Annotated in this window: 14 protein-coding genes; 7 read left to right on the forward strand and 7 right to left on the reverse strand. The window is 68.1% G+C overall.

The genetic code is table 11. The features are described from left to right. Positions 1 to 170: 170 nt before the first annotated feature. Complete coding sequence (locus ACWCP6_RS19700) at positions 171 to 2,315, reverse strand: ATP-binding protein (RefSeq protein ID WP_450933736.1); 2,145 nt, start codon at positions 2,313 to 2,315, stop codon at positions 171 to 173. A 1,252-nt stretch (positions 2,316 to 3,567) separates the two neighbouring features. On the opposite strand from ACWCP6_RS19700, the gene ACWCP6_RS19705 reads away from it, so the two are divergent. From ACWCP6_RS19705 to ACWCP6_RS19725, 5 genes are all read left to right on the forward strand, one after another. Further along, positions 3,568 to 4,362 carry a dioxygenase family protein gene (locus ACWCP6_RS19705; protein WP_450933737.1) on the forward strand — a complete coding sequence of 265 codons (795 nt, stop codon included), beginning with the start codon at positions 3,568 to 3,570 and terminating at the stop codon, positions 4,360 to 4,362. 222 nt (positions 4,363 to 4,584) lie between these two features. Next, entirely contained in the window at positions 4,585 to 5,553 is a 969-nt protein-coding gene (locus tag ACWCP6_RS19710) for a hypothetical protein (protein ID WP_450933738.1), read from the forward strand. A gap of 423 nt (positions 5,554 to 5,976) precedes the next feature. Beyond that, positions 5,977 to 6,168: a hypothetical protein gene (locus tag ACWCP6_RS19715; RefSeq protein ID WP_450933739.1), complete on the forward strand. Its 192-nt coding sequence runs from the start codon at positions 5,977 to 5,979 to the stop codon at positions 6,166 to 6,168. Positions 6,169 to 6,534: 366 nt separating this feature from the next. Further along, on the forward strand, positions 6,535 to 7,527 hold the full coding sequence (locus ACWCP6_RS19720; RefSeq protein WP_450933740.1) for a mechanosensitive ion channel family protein: 993 nt from the start codon (positions 6,535 to 6,537) through the stop codon (positions 7,525 to 7,527). A gap of 247 nt (positions 7,528 to 7,774) precedes the next feature. Next, complete coding sequence (locus ACWCP6_RS19725; RefSeq protein ID WP_450933741.1) at positions 7,775 to 8,845, forward strand: YihY/virulence factor BrkB family protein; 1,071 nt, start codon at positions 7,775 to 7,777, stop codon at positions 8,843 to 8,845. A gap of 284 nt (positions 8,846 to 9,129) precedes the next feature. Here the strand turns inward: ACWCP6_RS19725 and ACWCP6_RS19730 are convergent, their stop codons facing one another. Continuing rightward, on the reverse strand, positions 9,130 to 10,050 hold the full coding sequence (locus ACWCP6_RS19730; protein ID WP_450933742.1) for a LysR family transcriptional regulator: 921 nt from the start codon (positions 10,048 to 10,050) through the stop codon (positions 9,130 to 9,132). Between the two features lie 71 nt (positions 10,051 to 10,121). Between ACWCP6_RS19730 and ACWCP6_RS19735 the strand changes: the two genes are divergently transcribed. Together ACWCP6_RS19735 and ACWCP6_RS19740 are read left to right on the forward strand one after the other, a co-directional pair. Next, complete coding sequence (locus ACWCP6_RS19735) at positions 10,122 to 11,048, forward strand: dihydrodipicolinate synthase family protein (RefSeq protein ID WP_450933743.1); 927 nt, start codon at positions 10,122 to 10,124, stop codon at positions 11,046 to 11,048. Between the two features lie 212 nt (positions 11,049 to 11,260). Further along, positions 11,261 to 11,902 (forward strand): maleylpyruvate isomerase N-terminal domain-containing protein, encoded by a 642-nt coding sequence (locus ACWCP6_RS19740; RefSeq protein ID WP_450933744.1) that lies wholly within the window; start codon positions 11,261 to 11,263, stop codon positions 11,900 to 11,902. Between the two features lie 308 nt (positions 11,903 to 12,210). Here ACWCP6_RS19740 and ACWCP6_RS19745 read toward each other — a convergent pair whose 3' ends face one another. The 5 genes from ACWCP6_RS19745 to ACWCP6_RS19765 form a co-directional block, all read right to left on the reverse strand. Next, positions 12,211 to 13,563: an LLM class flavin-dependent oxidoreductase gene (locus ACWCP6_RS19745; RefSeq protein WP_450933745.1), complete on the reverse strand. Its 1,353-nt coding sequence runs from the start codon at positions 13,561 to 13,563 to the stop codon at positions 12,211 to 12,213. Between the two features lie 40 nt (positions 13,564 to 13,603). Then, complete coding sequence (locus ACWCP6_RS19750; RefSeq protein ID WP_450933746.1) at positions 13,604 to 14,653, reverse strand: aliphatic sulfonate ABC transporter substrate-binding protein; 1,050 nt, start codon at positions 14,651 to 14,653, stop codon at positions 13,604 to 13,606. Between the two features lie 64 nt (positions 14,654 to 14,717). Next, the gene (locus ACWCP6_RS19755) at positions 14,718 to 15,458 is read right to left on the reverse strand and encodes an ABC transporter ATP-binding protein (RefSeq protein WP_450933747.1); all 741 of its coding nucleotides are present in this window, start codon (positions 15,456 to 15,458) and stop codon (positions 14,718 to 14,720) included. Further along, a complete protein-coding gene (locus ACWCP6_RS19760) occupies positions 15,455 to 16,345 on the reverse strand; it encodes an ABC transporter permease (protein ID WP_450933748.1) in 891 nt (296 codons plus the stop codon). Before ACWCP6_RS19760 ends, ACWCP6_RS19755 begins: the two co-directional genes overlap by 4 nt. Further along, entirely contained in the window at positions 16,342 to 16,638 is a 297-nt protein-coding gene (locus ACWCP6_RS19765) for a hypothetical protein (RefSeq protein ID WP_450933749.1), read from the reverse strand. The genes ACWCP6_RS19760 and ACWCP6_RS19765 overlap by 4 nt, the downstream gene beginning before the upstream one ends. Positions 16,639 to 17,450: the final 812 nt, after the last annotated feature.

Here is a 17,450-nt window from a genome sequence, read left to right on the forward strand (position 1 = left end):
GGCCGGGGCCGCCGTCGGCGAGCCCCGCGAGATCCCGGCTGCTGAGGCTTCTGCAGCGTCAGTTCGTGTTCACGAAGACGGGGCTGTGGAGATGGGACTGACACCGTCAAGTGCAGCATTGGTCGCAGCTGGTTGAGCCGGCGCCGACTGCACCGCTGTCCTTTTGTACGTTACGCATGGCCATCCTGCCTGGGGCCGGTGCGCACACTGTCGCCGTCGGGTGTCTGAGCGACGGCCCACAGCGCAATCTGCGTCCGGGACCGGAGGCCGAGCTTGTCCCGGATGTTATTGAGGTGGGAAGCCACGGTCGCCGTGGCCCGCCCCAGCTTCTCGGCGATCTCGCGGTTGGACAGGCCCTCGGCGACAAGCAAGGCGATCTGGTGCTCGCGTGCGGAGAGCTGCAGTTCTCCGCCCGCATGCCTGCGTGCGGGCCTGTGACCAGGAAGCCGCAGCGCGTAGGCAACGAGCCGGTCCCCGTCCAGGAGGTCTTCTCTGGCTACCGGGCTCTGCGTCGTCGGTCGTCCGTGCGGCCCGGTGCGAGCGACTGCCTCACGGACCTGCCTCTGCCACTCAGGCTCGGCAGGCAGACCGGTGCGGGCTCGCAGAGCCTCAGCAGATGCCGCCAGTCGGACCGCGCGCTTCGCCTCTCCACGCTGGGCCGCCACGATGGCGAGACCTTCCACCGGGTACAGGGCGTGCACCGAGTGCGGGGGCGCCTTGTGCAAAGAGCCGACGAACGCGGCGTCAGCGGCATCGACATCGCCAAGGGCCAGATATATTGCGCCGGCGGTGTGCAGCGCGGCGCACTGGTGCCGCTGTGGCGCTTCGGCGTGAAGCGTCGGCAGGCATTCCTCCATCAGCTCGCGGGCTTCCTCGAGATCACTGGTATGGAACAACGCCCAGGCGAGTCGATGACGGTAAATCGCCGTCACCAGTGGACGGCCGCTGCCTGCCACGATCTCCAGGCACTCTTGGTAGACGCGCTGGGCCCCGGTGAAGTCGCCCCGCGTCAGGAATGCCACGGCCAGCGCATCCAACGCGTCCACTGACCGCCGGGGTTGATCAGGGCCGGCTTGACCACGGGCAAGGGCGACTGATTGCTGCGCCAGGCGTAGGCCCTCGGCGTCATCCGACTGCATGCATGCCAAGCGGGCCGCCAATGCAAAGGCACACCCAAGCAGATCGGAATCTCCGACAGCGTTCAGTGCACTGCCCAGAATCCTGCGGCTCTCCGTGACCTGTTCCTGGTGGTGCCGCAGACCGGTCAGGGCCATGGCGAACAGAAGGTGACGATCGCTGTGCTCATGACGGGTCCACTTCACCGCGGCGGCTATGTTCTCCTGCTCCTGTTCCATCCGCTGGAGAAGCAACTCGTCTCCTGGGTCTGTGGATGACAGGGGCCGGACGAGGTCAGCCAGCCACGTCAGGGCCCGTTGCCGGGTGGCGGCCAATTCGCCTGTGGAGCGCAGCAGCTCGAGACCGTAGGCCCTGAGGGGGCTGAGCAGGCGGAACCGTGCGGCTTCTCGCGATTCGCGGCTGTGCACCAGGAGCGACTTCACCTCAAGGGCGCACAACAGCCGCAACACCTCGTTGGCAGAGATGTCTCCCGCAGCACACACTGCCTGCGCACCCTCGATGCTGAAGTCGTCCACAAAGACGGACAGGCGGCGGAAGACCGCCTGCTCAGCAGGTTCGAGCAGGGTGTAACTCCATTCGAATGCGGCTCCCAGCCCACGGTGGCGAGAGGGGCCCGTCCTGCTGCCGTCGTTCAGCAGAGTCAGCCGATCGTCCAGGCCGGCAACAATCTGCGAGACGGGCAGAGACCCGGCGCGACGAGCGGCCAGTTCGAGGGCGAGCGGCAGCCCATCGAGCCGTCGACAGATCTCCGCGACTGCTTCGGCGGTTTCGGAGGTGAGCCGGAATCCAGGCGCACTGAATCGCGCGCGTTCCACGAACAGCTGTACCGCTTCCGAACTCAGCACCGAAGTGCATGTCGCCGGGACGTTGTCGGGAGGCAGACTCAATCCTCCCACCCGGAACACCGACTCTCCCGGCACCCGCAGCGCCTCGCGGCTCGTGGCCAGAATGCGGAGCTGAGGGCAGCGGTGCAGCAAGGTGGCGGCCAACTCCGCACAGGCGTCGATGATGTGTTCGCAGTTGTCCATGAGGAGGACTGTCTGCGGACCATCGAGAGAGCATGCCAGGGCGTCGAATAGGGACAGGCCGGGGCGCTCACCCACGCCCAGGGCTGCCGCCATGTGCGGAACGAGGCGATCACTGTCATGCAAGGCATCGAGTTCAACCTGACGGATCATCACCGTCCGTCCCCCGGCCCGGCGTCGCAGGAACTGAAGGGCCAGCCGTGTCTTGCCCACACCTGCAGGCCCGAGGACAGTCAGCAGGCGACCGGAACGCAGCAAGCGGCCGAGCGAGGCCAGCTCGCGCCGACGACCGACGAAGGTATCGAGCGAAGACCGTAACTGTCCGCGAGGCGGGGCAGAGCATCCACCAGGTGGGGTACCTGAAGGTTCCGCTCCCTCCTGGTCCCTCTCCAAGGGCGTCTCCCGGTCCCCCGTGATGAGTTCGGACGTCTTCGCATGCGCCGCTTGCAAACGGGCGGCAGCCGACCGTGGTGAAGGCTGTTCTTGGTGTGGAGCGCTGCGGCGACGAAAGGCCCGCTGACGGCATGCTCCCGAGCAGTACTTCGCGGGTCTGCCAGGTCGTGCTCGTCCTGCGGCAGCGATGGTCTTCCCACACATTTCGCACATCAGCATCAAGGTCTCTTGAGATAGGGGGATTACACGAGGAGGTGCCGCATGCCGATGCCACCGGGGGCGTCTTGTCGGCTCCATGTCTCACCGCTTCCAGCACCTGGAGCGACTCCAGCTGTCGACCGACCCTCCGGCACACGCGCCTGACGTGCGTTCGACATCCAGAAATTCCCTCGTCAGGAGCTCGATCGCCTAGACGCCACGATCGCGTCGACTGTGTGCTCGGCCCTTGCCAGTCGCTGTACGCGCTCGCAGGACTCCGGAGACTGCGGTGCGAGCGCAGGCTGAACCGGTGCGTCAGCGATATGCACGGTTACCCTCCAGTTCTGTTCGTTCGAGCGAACACTAGGAAGGATCGGTGCCCCTGTCCACCGGCCACGAGCTACGCAGAAGGCAAGCAACCTCAACGAGGGCGAGAGGCAGCTAAGGCGTGTTGCACAAGGCTGTGAACAGGCCATTTCCACCGCATGCGTGCGGCGTTGAGGGGTGCATCGGTGTGGATGGAGACATTCGCGGGGCTGAGGACGCGACAGTTCGACCGCCTGTTGAAGGTGATGCGTGACGAGGCGGGAACGGGCCTGGAGGCGGCCGGTCGTGCGCCTGCCGTTGGCGGACCGCGTACTGCTGGTGGCGGTCTGACACAGCACGAAGTTTCGTAACGCATCGCAGATCTTCGGTCATCCAGTCGATGCGGACCACGACACGGCCCGAGAAGGTCGGTGATCGAAACGTCCTCCCAACCCACACGGATCAACGCACGGTTCTGCGCTTGACCACCGTGCCATGAGGAGTTGTGATGTCCCAGGATCACGTCCAGGCAGCTGCTATGGACAGCGCCTCCTTGTCGCCCCCGGCGAGCGACGCAGACGCCCCGCCGACGCCCGGGGCCGGTTCAGAGGACTCCGAGAGCGGCCCGCGTTCGCGCCGGGCTTTCATGCGGGTCGGCTCCATCGGCGTGACCACGGCGGCGTTCGCCGCCTCCGGCGTAGCCGCCACGGTGGCGCAGCCGACGACCCCGCACCCGGCGCCGGCAAAGGCGGGGAATGCGCCGATGGCTCTGACCCCGTCGTGTACGGGTGAGGAGACGCCGGCCCTCATCGAGGGGCCGCTGTTCAAGCCGGACTCGCCGGCGCGCACCGATCTGGTGACGCCTGCCGTCAGTACGGGTGTCCATCTCAGGCTGAGCGGCGTGGTGTACGACACCGCCTGCACGCCCATTCCGGGCTGCCAGATCGAGTTCTGGCAGTGCGACCAGTACGGCGACTACGACACCGCCGGGTTCACGCTGCGCGGCCACCAGCGCACGACCGCACGTGGTGGATACGAGCTGGAAACCATCATCCCGCGCGACTACTGGGGCCGCTGGGGTCAGCGGGCTCCGCACATCCACGCCCGCGTGCAGGCGCCCGGTGGGCCCGTGCTCATCACACAGCTCTTCTTCCCCGACGACACCGAGGCCTATGGCCGCGACTTCGCCGTCCTCAACGCCCGGGACCGACTGCTCAACCGCGCCTGCACCATCGCTTTGGAAAGACAGGCGGCAGGCGGCTACGCCGGTACGTTCCACTTCGTCATCACGACCAGGGCCTAGGCGGGGACCATGACCGAGGACAGCAGGAGAATCGTCATGGCAGCTTCGGCGCCGCGCGCTGCATGCGCGATGCGCAGGAAGTGGCGGCCTGCGGGGCTGACGGGCCTTGCCGCTTGTCTGTCGCTGGTCACCACCGCAGTGCTCACCCTTCCCGGCACCGCGGCAGAGCCTGCCGCCGCGACTCGACCGGCGCCTGGGGCAGGCTCGCGGACACCATCGGCAGTGCCGTTCGACAAGGGCGACATCACCGCCGTGGAGGCTCTGAGCGAGCGGCAGGCGTGGGCCGTGGGCTACCGGCTGACGGACCTCAAAGCGATCGAGCCGCTCGCCCTGCGCTGGGACGGCACCACGTGGAAACAGGAGTCCACGCTTCCGGCGAACAGCTTCCCGCAGGCCCTGGCCGTGCGGGCATCCGACGACATGTGGGTGGCAGGCAGTAGCACGGCCCATTGGGACGGCACCACGTGGACGGCACGTCCGCTGGCGCGGGACCCCGTGGGCCGGGTATTGCCCGATGCCGTGGCCACGACGTCGGACGGCACGGCGTATGTGGCTGGACGAGCCCTGCCCCTGGGGGTGAAGGACGGCGTGCCCGCGATCCAGGTGTGGGACGGCAGCCGATGGCAGCGGCAGACTCTGCCGGACCTTGGCAAGGGCGAGCTGAACAGCATCGCCGCGTTGTCCACGAACGACGTGTGGGCCACGGGGCTGCTCTTCTCCGCCGATGAGAGTGCTCCGCAAACCTCCCTCGCCCTGCACTGGGACGGTATTTCTTGGAAGCGGGTGCACTCCCCCACCGTGCGCGGCACCGCAACCTGGCTGAGCGGTGTGACCGCCCTCGACCCGAAGGACGTCTGGGCCGTCGGTGGGAGCATCACCGGTGGCGGGGACCACCCGTTCGCCATCCACTGGGACGGCAAGCGCTGGACGGCCACTCGCACTCCGAACGTGCCCGACGGCCGGCTGCGCACGGTCATCCGTACCAAGGACGGTCGGCTCATGGCCTTCGGTGGCAAAGGTGCGGTCTCTGTGGTTCTACGCTGGGACCGAACCGCGCGGAGGTGGAGGCGCGTGCAGGCGCCCGGCATCGTGTTGCGGGACGCCTCGAGCATCCCGGGCAGTTCTTCGGTGTGGGCCGTCGGTCTGGCCCGCACAGGCGACCTCGTGCCCACAGTGACGCAGCTGCACTGACCGGCTGCACCTTCGGATATGGGCCCCGGCCACGAGAGCGCGGCCCACGCTACCCGTGTCGCAGAGCGAAGGGTTAAACCCCGGGCAGGGCCACCAGATCAAGGTCTCACTGTCGGCAAGGCACGCTGGAGGCAAGGCTGACCAGCGGCCTCGACGACGACGTACTAACCAGCAGCGCGGTCGGTCAAGCTGGTGCCTGTACGAAGTGGACAGTGGTCCAAAGGGACCTCTAGGCCGCAAGGGCCTGTGGCAGGCCGAGCGTGATCCTTATGTGAAGGTGACGTGCCGATGCGCGCCCCCATGGCGGTGAACCCACAGGAAAGCCCACTCGAAGCCGAAGCCGCGCGCGTATTGCTCGCCCCATCGGCTCGCCAGCGGTCCCTTCCGCGCCCCCGGGCCAGCCAAGAAAGGCAGAATCCGCCGGTGTCCCAAGAGACCCCGATCTACAGCCGTCTCGTCGCCGAACGGGGTGACGTGCCTTCCCAAGTACGTGGCGAGGCACGACGCATACGCCGTGATCTGGCGCGGATCATGCGTGACGCACCTCCGCCCGTCGCCGGCCCGACCGAACAACGGTTCCTTTCCGACCAGCATGCCCACTCCCCCGACCAGTGAACGCCGCCCGGCAGACGCGCACGACTTCGGCGTCGTCGACCTGCGCAGCTCCGGCAACCACCCTCGCCTGAGATGAGCATGCCGAGGACGCCGGTGGCGATGGCTCGTTTGCGGCCCGGGCTCTTCCTTCCCGCATCCAGGCCGGTCGAGTTCAAGCGTGCTCGGTACCCCCGTCTGCGTCGTGCGACGCAGAGCTGGACAGCGCCCCGTCGGTCGATCGGTGTCAGGCCGCTGCTGCAAGTGCCGGGGGCGCCCTTCGCCCGTTCCTCACGTGCCCACCAACTCGACGAATCGCCTTGTTCATGCTTGCGGCATCACTGGGTAGGCGGGGCCGTCGAACCGTATACACGGAGGAACGGAACTCCTATGCCCAACCCACATCACCTCGCCGCAGACATACCGCTGTCCGCCCCCTGGTCCGGCTGGATCAGCGACCACACGGCAGCACTCATCGGCATACCGCTGCGCATCGCCGTCATCGTCATCGTGCTGGCCGTGGTCCGCTGGGTAGCCAAGCGGGCTATCGCCCGCGTTGTGCGGCACATCCTGGAACCCTCGGCCGGTGACAGCGACAGCGGGCAGGTGCGACGGCCGGGCCGAGGACCCACGGTCTTGCGCAGGGACCGATCGCACACCCGCCAGCGCCGCGAGCAGCGAGCGCGCACGATCGGCTCGGTCTTGAGCAGCACCGTCACGATCGTGCTCTTCCTGGTCGGCGTAGCCATGGTGCTCGACCAGGTCGGCATCGCGCTGGGCCCTGTGCTGGCCAGCGCCGGAGTGGTCGGCCTGGCCATCGGCTTCGGCGCGCAGAGTCTGGTGGCCGACTATCTGTCCGGTCTGCTCATCATGATCGAGGATCAGTACGGGGTCGGTGACTCCGTCGATCTCGGCGAGGCCGTGGGCGAAGTCGAACACATCGGCCTGCGCCTGACACACGTACGCGATCTCAACGGGGGTCTGTGGCACATCCGTAACGGCGAGATCCTGCGCGTGCGCAACGACAGCCAGGACTGGGCGCGCGCCGTGCTGGACATCGCCGTCGCTTACGACGCCAACCTGGACGCCGTCTATCGGGTACTCGAGGACACCGGGCGCGCCCTGCGCGAGGACCCCTCTTTCACCGATCTGCTGTTGGAGGACCCGTCGGTGTGGGGAGTGCAGTCCCTGGACGCCGACGGAGTCGTCGTGCGTCTGGCCGCCAGGACGGCGCCCCTGCAGCAGTGGGCCGTCACCCGCGAACTGCGCCACCGGGTCAAGGAAGCCCTCGACGAGGCCGGCATCGACATCCCCCTCCCCCGCCGCACCATCTGGCTGCGCACCGACAGTCCCGCGCCCGACCTCGCCCAGCCCGGACATTGACCAAGGCGTAGGGCGGTATCAGTTCAAGGCCACCCGACACCTGTGCGCCGCACCGGGCGCGGACGTCACCATCGCCAGCTGGGTACCGGGCTTTCAGCGAGCTGAGCGGGTCGGCTGAAGAGCCGGGGCCGGCTGGTCCCCGTCACTCGGTCAGCGGCCGGCCCTGGACCCACCGGAGTGGGCGCCGGCGGGCTTACAACGCGGTCGTCCGGGGCTTGAGCTCGGGATCCCCGGGCACCCGGCTGGTATGGCGAAGCTGCATCGTCCCGGGCGCAAAGAGCATCACGGGCATGACCAGAACACTGCACCACACGTGCCGGCGCCGGACGACGTCGGGCCCGGCCCGCAGGTCGAGCAAGCGGCGCCGAACAGCCCCCTGAAGCTGCCGAGGAGGGCGTGGGTCGCAGCCCTCAGAGGTGCATTGCACGAGTTCCAGGACGACGAGCTGACCGACCGGGCTGCCGCGCTGACCTACTACGGCGTTCTGTCCATCTTCCCGGCCCTGCTGGTGCTGGTCTCTCTCCTGGCGATCGCCAGCCGGTCTGCCACGGACCAAGTGCTCGCGAATCTCAAGCACCTTGCGCCGGTGTCCGCACGGGATGTCATCACCCGGGCTGTGGAACAGTTGCGGGACGGCGCCGGAACCGGCTCGGTCATCGCCGTGGTCGGCATCGTGCTGGCGGTGTGGTCGGCGTCCGGGTATGTGGCGGCCTTCATCCGCGCCGCCAATGCCGTCTACGACATGCCCGAGGGCCGCCCGGTATGGAAGCTCCTGCCCGTGCGTGTCGGCGTCACGGTGCTGCTGATGGTGCTCGCCGTGGCCAGCTCACTGATCGTGGTCTTCACCGGCTCCCTGGCCCGTCGCGCCGGACAGGCCCTCGGGATCGGCGACACGGCGCTGACCGTGTGGTCGATCGCCAAGTGGCCGGTCCTCGTCCTGCTGGTCACGGTGATGATCGCAACCCTGTACTGGGCGAGTCCGAACGCCAAGGTCGCAAGCTTCACATGGGTCACTCCGGGCAGCTTCCTCGCCCTGATGGTCTGGACGATCGCCTCTGCCGGGTTCGCGTTCTACGTCGCAAACTTCGCCTCCTACAACAAGACCTACGGCACCATGGCGGGTGCGATCGTCTTCCTGGTCTGGCTGTGGATCAGCAACCTGGCGATCCTGCTGGGTCTGGAGTTCGACGCGGAGACCATGCGCCAGCGGGCCATTGCCGGCGGGCATCCGCCCCTGGCGGAGCCCTACACCCAGCCCCGCGACACCCGTGAGTGGGACGAGGAAGACGTACGCCTCGTGGAGGAACACGACCTATGAGCGTATGAGATCGGGCGATCTTCGCTGGGCGCCCGCTGTCCACTGTGGCTGGCGGCGACTGCCGACGGTCCACGACCTTCATCAGAGGTGCGAGGAACAGTGGCAGAGCCCGTCACGGTCCGCAGGCTCACGGACCTGTTACTGAGCACTGGACCTGTTCCATGAGCGCTGGACTTGTCGTGCTGTGCATTCGAGTTGGCGGGCAGGGTAGCCCCCGCAGGGGCTGATCTGCTGATTCCCTCCTCGTTCTCACCAGACCCGTCACGGGACCCGTCGGACACGCCCTAGGAGACACCGCCCGTCGCGCCCACCGCTGTTCGCGCCGCCGCCACGAATGCTGCGATCGCCGGGTGCGTGCCGCCGCCCGCGCGGAAGGCGACCTTCGAGCGGCGGAAGAGGGGCAGCCGGGTCAGGACCACGCCTTCGGGGGCGTGTGCGGTGGCCATCTCCGGTACGAATCCGGCTCCTTGCCCGGTCGCGGACAGTGCCAGGACCGTACGGAAGTCGTTGACCCGATGGCGGATGCGCGGCTGGAAACCGGCCGCCTGACAGGCGCGTACGGCCATCGCGTGACCGGTCGTACCGTCCCGGGCCGTGATCCATGGAGACGCGGCCCACGGCCCGAGCAGCTCCGCCAGTGTGTCGCCGCGGGCGGCAGGACCGGTGGCGGGAGCGCCGCCCGTGGCCAGGTACATCGGCTCCTCCAACAGGGGCACCTGATCGACCGTGGTGTCCGGTGACGCGGGAACGAAGTCGTAGTCGTGGACGAGGGCCACGTCGAGTTCGCCGGCGCGCAGGCCGTCGGAGACTCGCGCCGAGTCGATCTCCTGCACCATCGGTTCCAGCGCGGGGTGCCGCAGGGCCAGTTCGGCCAGCGTGGCGGGCACGATCGCGGGGCCGCCAGAGGGAAACGTCCCGATCCGCAGCGGCCCGCCGATGCCCTCGCGTGCCCCGGCCAGCTCGGAGACGGCCAGTTCGAGGCGTTCGAGAACGGCGTCGGCGTGGGTGACGAGGGTGCGGCCCGCAGGTGTGAGCACCACCCGTCTGCCACTTCGTTCCAGCAGGGGCACGCCGGCCTCGCGCTCGAGCACGCCCAGTTGCTGGGAGACGGCCGAGGCGGTGAAGGTCAGCGCCTCGGCCACGGCCGCGATGGTGCCGCGTCGGTCCAGTTCGCGCAGCAGGTGGAGACGTCGGACATCGAGCATAAGTTGATCTTACGTATAAGCGAAGAAACATGAACTGGATCTACTGGGTTTGTGTCGGTCAGGCTGGGCGCATGAAGCCCGAAGCGAACCTCACCGGCCTGTTTGTCCCCTTGGTGACTCCGTTCACCGACGACCTGCACCTCGCCCCGGACTCGCTCGCCCGCCTCGCCAACGAGGCGCTGTCGGCCGGCGGCGCTCGCGGACTCGTTGCCCTGGGCACCACCGCGGAGGCAGCCACGCTGACCACCGAGGAGAGGCGGGCCGTGGTCCGCATCTGCTCGGCCGCCTGCCGGGCACACGGAGCTCCTCTGATCGTCGGCGTCGGCACCAACGACACCGCCGCCGCCATCATGACACTGCGGGAGCTCGCTCAGAGCGGTGACGTCACCGCGGCGCTGGTTCCCGCGCCGCCCTATACCCGGCCCGGTGAGGCGGGCACACTGGCGCACTTCACGGCACTCGCCGAACACGGGGGCCTGCCGCTGGTCGTCTACGACATCCCGTACCGCACCGGTCAGCCCCTCAGCACCAGCACCCTGAAGGCGCTCGGGCAGCTACCGGAGGTCGTGGGGGTCAAGTACGCGACCGGCGCCATCGACGCAGCCGCGATGGAACTGCTCGGCTCGTCGGCACCGGGCTTCGCGGTGCTCGGCGGCGATGACGCCGTCATCTCGCCGCTGCTCGCTGCGGGCGCCCACGGTGGCATCCTGGCGTCGGCCAATGTCCGCACCGCTGACTTCGCCGAGCTGATCTCGCTGTGGCAGCGCGACGCTGGCGGACCGGCCCGCAGGCTGGGAGCCGAGCTGGCCCGGCTGTCCGCCGCGCTTTTCGCCGAGCCGAACCCGACCGTGATCAAGGGGGTGTTGCACGCCCAGGGCCGTATCCCCAGTCCGGCCGTCCGGCTGCCTCTGCTGGCTGCCTCCGCCGCTTCGGTCCGGCGGGCGGCGGACCTGGCCACCGCCCGGACCCACCAAGCCCACCAAGAAGCCGCGGCCTGACACGGGCACGTGGTCCCCGGGGGAACTGAGGGGGAACCCGGGGGAACCGAGGGGGAACCCGGGGGACCACGATGCAAGCCGATTGCGCCCGCCCACTCCCGTGCCACCAGACGCTCCACGTGGGCGAGCTCTCCAGGCGGCCGAGGCGGGCGGGCCGGTCCATAACGTGGACCTGTCAGCGGCTGTGATGATGAGGTTGGGACGATGCTCAAGTGACTGATGAGATCCGGAAGACATATCTGCAGGCTGCCGAGAAGGCGGTGCACCTGCTGGCCACAGAGCAGGTAGCCCGACGCTGGGAGACCGAGTCCGTGCTCCCCGGGATGTCAGTGGGTGGGCTGGCCGGTCACCTTGCGCGTAGCGTCCTCCAGGTCGAGTGGTTCCTCGACGGTCAGGTATCCGGCGCAGAACCGGTGTCACCGGTTCGGTACTACGCGCGGCTCGCAGATACGTCGTTGCCGGACTCTGCGCTGAACGTCGGGGTGCGTGCCCGCAGCGAGGAAACTGCCGCATCGGGCGCCGCTGTTGTGGCTGAGCAGGCCCGGGCAGCCTGGGTGCGACTGTCGCAGCGGCTGGGCATGGAGTCGGCCGATCGGCGGGTGGCAGTCCTCCACCGGCCGGGAGAGGAGATGTTGCTCGACGGATACCTTCAGACCCGTTGTGTCGAGCTGGCGGTGCACCTCGATGACCTCGCGCTCAGTGTCGATGCGCCATGCCGAGTGCCCGATGCTGCGCTCGCCGTCGCGGTGGATGTGCTCGTTGCCGCCGCCCGGGACCGGCACGGCGACCAGGCCGTGTTGCATGCGCTCGCCAGGCGTGAGCGTGACGTTGACCAGGCCCTGCGTGTGTTGTAGGTCTACCGCACTACAGTCGGGTTCTGGGGTGGCCCCGGGTTGGTCGGGGCCCCGCACTCTCGCCTGCGCACCGACCAGGAACACACCGGTCGCGTCAGCAGCAGGACAAGGGGCGGGCGACGCTCGCGGTGCCGGTGAGTGGGAGAGCCGGCGCCAGAACTCCCCCACCGACGACGCCGCCTCGGGCGACGCCTCCGCTCACCAGTGCCGCGTTGATCTCCCACCAGCTCCGATTTCCAAGCCGGCGACCGCGGTGAAGCCGTACTCGCAGGTCTTGCCGAATCCCTGTACGAGGAGCCTCGTTCGACTCAGACGCCGAGCACCTGTGTCTCTGTCTGATGGAACTGGTTGGCGGGTACTGGCAGACCGTAGTGCTCGCGGAGTGTCGTGCCTTCGTACTCCTCGCGGAACAGGCCCTTGCCGCGCAGGATCGGCAGTACCTGATCGATGAAAATCTCCAGGCCCGACGGCAGGGCGGGCGCCATGATGTTGAACCCGTCCGCGGCGCCGCCCTCGAACCACGTGATGATGGTGTCCGCCACCTGCTCGGGTGTACCGATGAACTCGTAGTGGCCGCGACCGCCTCCGAGTCGCGAGATGAGCCGGCGAACGGTCAACTTCTCGCGCAGGGCGAGTTCGATGATCAGGTCGGATCGGCTCTGTGATCCCTCGAGCTTTGGCCGCGCGAGGATGAAGTCCGGCAAGAGTGCGTCGAGTTCGAACACCGAAGTCTCGGTTTCGAAGACCGCGGCCAGCTGGCGCAGCCCGTACTCCGGAATGCGCAGGTCGTCGAACTCCTTCGCCAGCGCGCGGGCCTCCTCCTCGGTGGACCCGATGTACGGGACGATTCCCGGCAGGACGATCACGCCGTCCGGGTCACGTCCCGCAGCCCTGGTCCGCGCCTTGATGTCGCCGTAGAAGTCGGCCGCGCGCTCGTACGTCCGGTGTGCGGTGAAGATCGCCTCGGCGTGCCGTGCCGCGAAGTCCTTGCCGTCGTCGGAGGAGCCGGCTTGGACGAGCAGCGGGTACCCCTGCGGTGGACGCTCGACGTTGAGCGGGCCGGCCACCGAGAAGTATCTGCCCCGGTGGGCCGGTTTGTGGATCCGCGCGGGGTTGGCGTAGCGCCCTGTGGCTTTGTCCGCGACGACGGCCTCGGACTCCCAGCTGTCCCACAGCGCCTTGGCGATGTGCAGGAACTCGTCGGCACGGGCGTAGCGTTCGGCGTGGTCGGGGCGGTTGTCGAGGCCGAAGTTGGCCGCTTCGTCGGCACCCGCCGAGGTGACGATGTTCCAGCCTGCGCGGCCGCCGCTGACATGATCGACCGACGCGAGCCGACGCGCAAGGTTGTAGGGCTCGTTGTACGTCGACGACACCGTCGCGATGAGTCCGATCCTGCTGGTCGCCTGGGACAGCGCGGTCAGTAGCGTCAGCGGTTCGAGCTGGCCCGGTGGTCGGAACTCGCCGGTGCCGGTGATCGCCGGGCCGTCCGCGAGGAACAGCGAGTCGAACTTGGCGCTCTCGGCCAGCTGGGCCAGCCTGATCCAGTGCTGCAGGTCGAAGTCGGCCCGGGGATTGCTGTTGGGCAGTCGCCACGATGCCTCGTGGTGACCCGCCTCCATGAGGAAGGCGTTGAGGTGGAGCCGGCGTCCTGTCTCGCTCATGCGTGCTCTCCTTTCCGAGTTCTGAGGGTGCCGAGCCTGCTCAGCCCTGCAGCTTCGAGCTGTCGTAGCCGGCCGGGAGCAGGTTGTCGGTGATCGACGGGACATCGACCTTCTTGGTGATCTGGCCCGCCTCCAGGAAGGCGTCGGCGAGCTTCTGCTCCGCCGCGATGTCCGACTTCTCCACCGGGGTCACCCGGGTCTCGAAGGCCTTCAGGGACGCCTTGGCATCGTCCAGGGGGATGCCCTCCTCCCTGGAGATGGCCTGTGCGTACTTGTCCTCGTGCTTGATCGCCCAGGCGAACTCGTGGGCCAGACGCTGCAGGACATCGGTGAGAGCCGCCCGCTTCGTCTTGTCATTCAGCGACTTTTCACTTGCGACGTAGTAACTGCTCGTTTGGTCGATCGGAGGGAGACCCTTCGCCAGGATCCGAGCACCGTGCTTGACCGCGATCGCCGACTGCGGGTTCCAGATCGACCAGGCGTCCACCTTGCCGGTGTTGAACGCGGTGGCGCCGGCCGCCGGGTCGAGGAAGACCAGGTGCACGTCCTTGGGGCTGAGGCCGACGCTCTTGAGCGCGTTCAGGATCAGGCCGTGGGCCGAACTGCCCTGCGGGACGGCGATCTTCCTGCCCTTGAGGTCCGCGAGCGTCTTCAGCTTCGAGCCCTTGGGAACGATGATGTTCTCGTTCGACTGAGTGGGCGTGAGCGACCGATTGACGGCCACGACCTTGAAGCCGTACTCCTTCGCGGCGCCCGTGATCGGAGGTACGTCGCCGACGGCTCCCAGATCGATGTCGCCTGACGCGGCGGCCTGTACGAGCGGCGGGCCGTAGGTGAAGCGGGCGAACTTCACCTTGTAGGGCGCGTTGTCGAACACGCCGGTGATCTTCGCCAGCTCCTCGCTGCCGTCACCGCCGTTGTCACCGATGGTGAAGGTGTACTTGCTCCACTCGGGGTGCCTGTGGGCGCTCGATCCGCTCGGCTTGCTCAGGGGCGCGGCGGCCTCCGACGTCGATGCGCAGGCGACGAGGGTGCTTCCCAGAGCGAGCAGGCCGACGGCGGAGACGATTCGGGAGGAACTTCTGGACATGGGTTCTCACGTGCTTTCTGTGCTGTGGTTGGGAGAGGTCAGTGGTGTGATGGGGGAAGGGAAGTCAGCGCCGGTTGGCCAGACCGAGGTCTTCCAGGAGGGCGGAGCGCAGCTCCTCACGCGTGCTGCTCGCCTCGCGGTCCGCGGCCGGCAGATCGACGAGGTGGGAGGTGCCGATGCGTCCGTTGCTCATGACGACGACCCGGTCGGCCAGCGCGATCGCCTCGTCGACGTCGTGGGTGACGAGGAGCATGGCAGCGTGGTGCTTGCTCCTCAGCGCCCGCACGAGGTCGTGCATGCGTAGCCGCGTGATCGCGTCGAGCGCCGCGAACGGCTCGTCGAGCAGCACGAGTTCAGGCTCCGAGACCAGCGCCCGAGCCAGCGACACCCGTTGGGCCTCGCCGCCGGACAGTTCCTTGGGCCACGCCTTCTCGCGGCCCGAGAGTCCGACCTCGGCGAGCACGTCGAGGGCCCGCTGGTCGGCGTCCGGTCCGTGCAGGCCGAGGGTGACGTTGCGCAGCACCCGCTGCCACGGCAGCAGACGGTCGGCCTGGAACACGATCGCGCGCTTCGCCGGAACTTCCACCCGCCCGCCGTCGGGCCGGTCCAGCCCGGCGAGCAATCTGAGGAGGGTGCTCTTGCCGCAGCCGGAGGGGCCCAGCAGGACGACCAGTTCCTCGTCGGCGATGGTGAGGTCCAGGTGGTCGAGGACGACCCGGTCCCCGAACCGGCGGACGACCTTCTCGACGACGGCGCCGGTCTGCCGGCGGGGCTGTGTGCTTGACGTAGCAACCGTGGTGCTCATGCTGCCTCATAACTGGGGCGCCACCGCAGCAGCACCCGCTCGAGAGCCCGGACGAACTGGTCGGCGAGCAGGCCGAGGAGCGAGTAGATCACCAGCCCCACGAAGACCTGGTTGGTCTGCAGGTACGTCTGACCTTGAGTGATGAGGAAGCCGAGACCCTTGTCTGCGTTGACCGTCTCGGCGGCGACGAGGCCCAGCACGCTGTACGCGAGAGAGAACCGGAGGCCGACCAGGAACCCCGGCAGTGCTCCGGGCACCAGGACGCGGGTGACCAGGCGCCAGGTGCCGGCGCCCGTCGTCCGCGCCATCTCGATCAGACGCTGATCGACACCCCGTATCGCGGCGAACAGGTTGAGATACATCGGAACGCCTGCACCGAACGAGATCAGGAGCACCTTCGTGAGCTCGTCGATGCCGAACCACACGATCATCAGTGGCAGCACCGCCAGCAGCGGGATCGTGTTCAGCACCTGAACGACGCCGTTGAACAGGTACTCCCCGCTGCGCAGCAGACCACCGAGCACCCCGGCGACGATGCCCACCGTCAGACCGATCGCGAGACCTATGCCGGCCCGTTGCAGCGAGATCGCCAGGTCCGGCCCGAGGACGCCCTCCTGCCACAGGTCAACGGTGGACTTCACGATGGATGTCGGTGCCGGGGCGTAGGTCTTCGCCAGCACGCCGGCCCTGGCGAGGGTCTCCCAGGCGATGAGGACCACGATCGGAGTCGTGTAGATCCCCAGAGGCCAGCGCAGGCGCTTGCGGAGCATGCCGAACACCGTTTGGCGGCGGGTGTCCCGCGGCAGGAAGACCTCGCGCCCACTTGTGGTGCGGGGCTTCTCGGCAGCCGGCTCTACAGCCGGCTCCCTGAGGCTGACCTCGGTCACGCCGCCACCTCCAGGACGCTGCTGTAGTGCGAGGCGTCACCGACGAGCGGGTCGCTGCGATTCCTCGTACCGTCGGCGGCCGACCCGTTCGGGTGGGCGGTTGTCGGGCCGCCGAACCACCCGGCCATATGCTCCTGGCCGGCGAGGTTCACGTCGTCGAACACGATCACCTTGTGCTCGTTGAGGGCATGACGGAGCGTCCTGATCGTCGAGGGGTCGGGGCACGCCGCCAGGTCGACGCCCTTGACGAGCACGCCGATGCGGCCCGTGAGCTTGCGGATGGACGGAGACATGGGAGGTCCCTCTCAGAGAATTTGGGGGCACTGCCGGGCACCAAGAGCCGGAGCGAGCGGGTGATGGGCAGGAATGGCCGCGAAGTCAGTACTCGGTCTGAGCGCGATGCAAGAGACCGCCGACTACTCGAGGAGCGCCCGATGAGGGGCGAGGTGTGGTGGTGTTCGTGTGACGCTGACTGACGGAACGTCGCCTCACCGGCTTCGGGCCGTTCCGGACGGACTTCTCCCCGGAGTCAGAGAAGGAGGGGAGGAGAGAGGAGCGGAGAAGAAGCCGTCAGGCGGCGGGTACCGCGGTCCTTGGGGGAAGCACCGCTGGGGCGTCGGCCTTGCACCGACCAACCCGGAGGTACGTCACCGGCGCGCACCAGCCACTGCCGAGGGCCACCCTGCGGATCAGCGACACGCTTTCCGGATCAACGGCAACAGAACGCGCTGGAGACGTGCGCCAGGTCGATGTGGCGTCGCCGAGTCAAATCCACGCGCGGGGTCATGGAACGTGAGTTGAGCAGACGTCCACCCCCTCGGTCAATAGGTTCCGGACAGGTCTCACATTGCGGAAACCTGGAACGCCTCCGCCCTTCCACAGCGGCCCCGCGGCGCCTCCCAGGCCCGCCGCGAGGCCGACCGGGCCACCTCCCACAGCGTCGGGTCCGGGCGCGGGTGCTCCACCACCGCTCCCGATCCGGCTTTACCTACGTAGTGGGACCTTCTCGACCGTGAAACTCCGTGCCAAGGTCACCCACGGCGCGGGCAGCCCGGCAGCCGCACTCGCCATGGTCTTCAACCTCGCCGAGTCCGTCTACGAAGTC

The organism is Streptomyces sp. NPDC002004, from assembly GCF_053593975.1.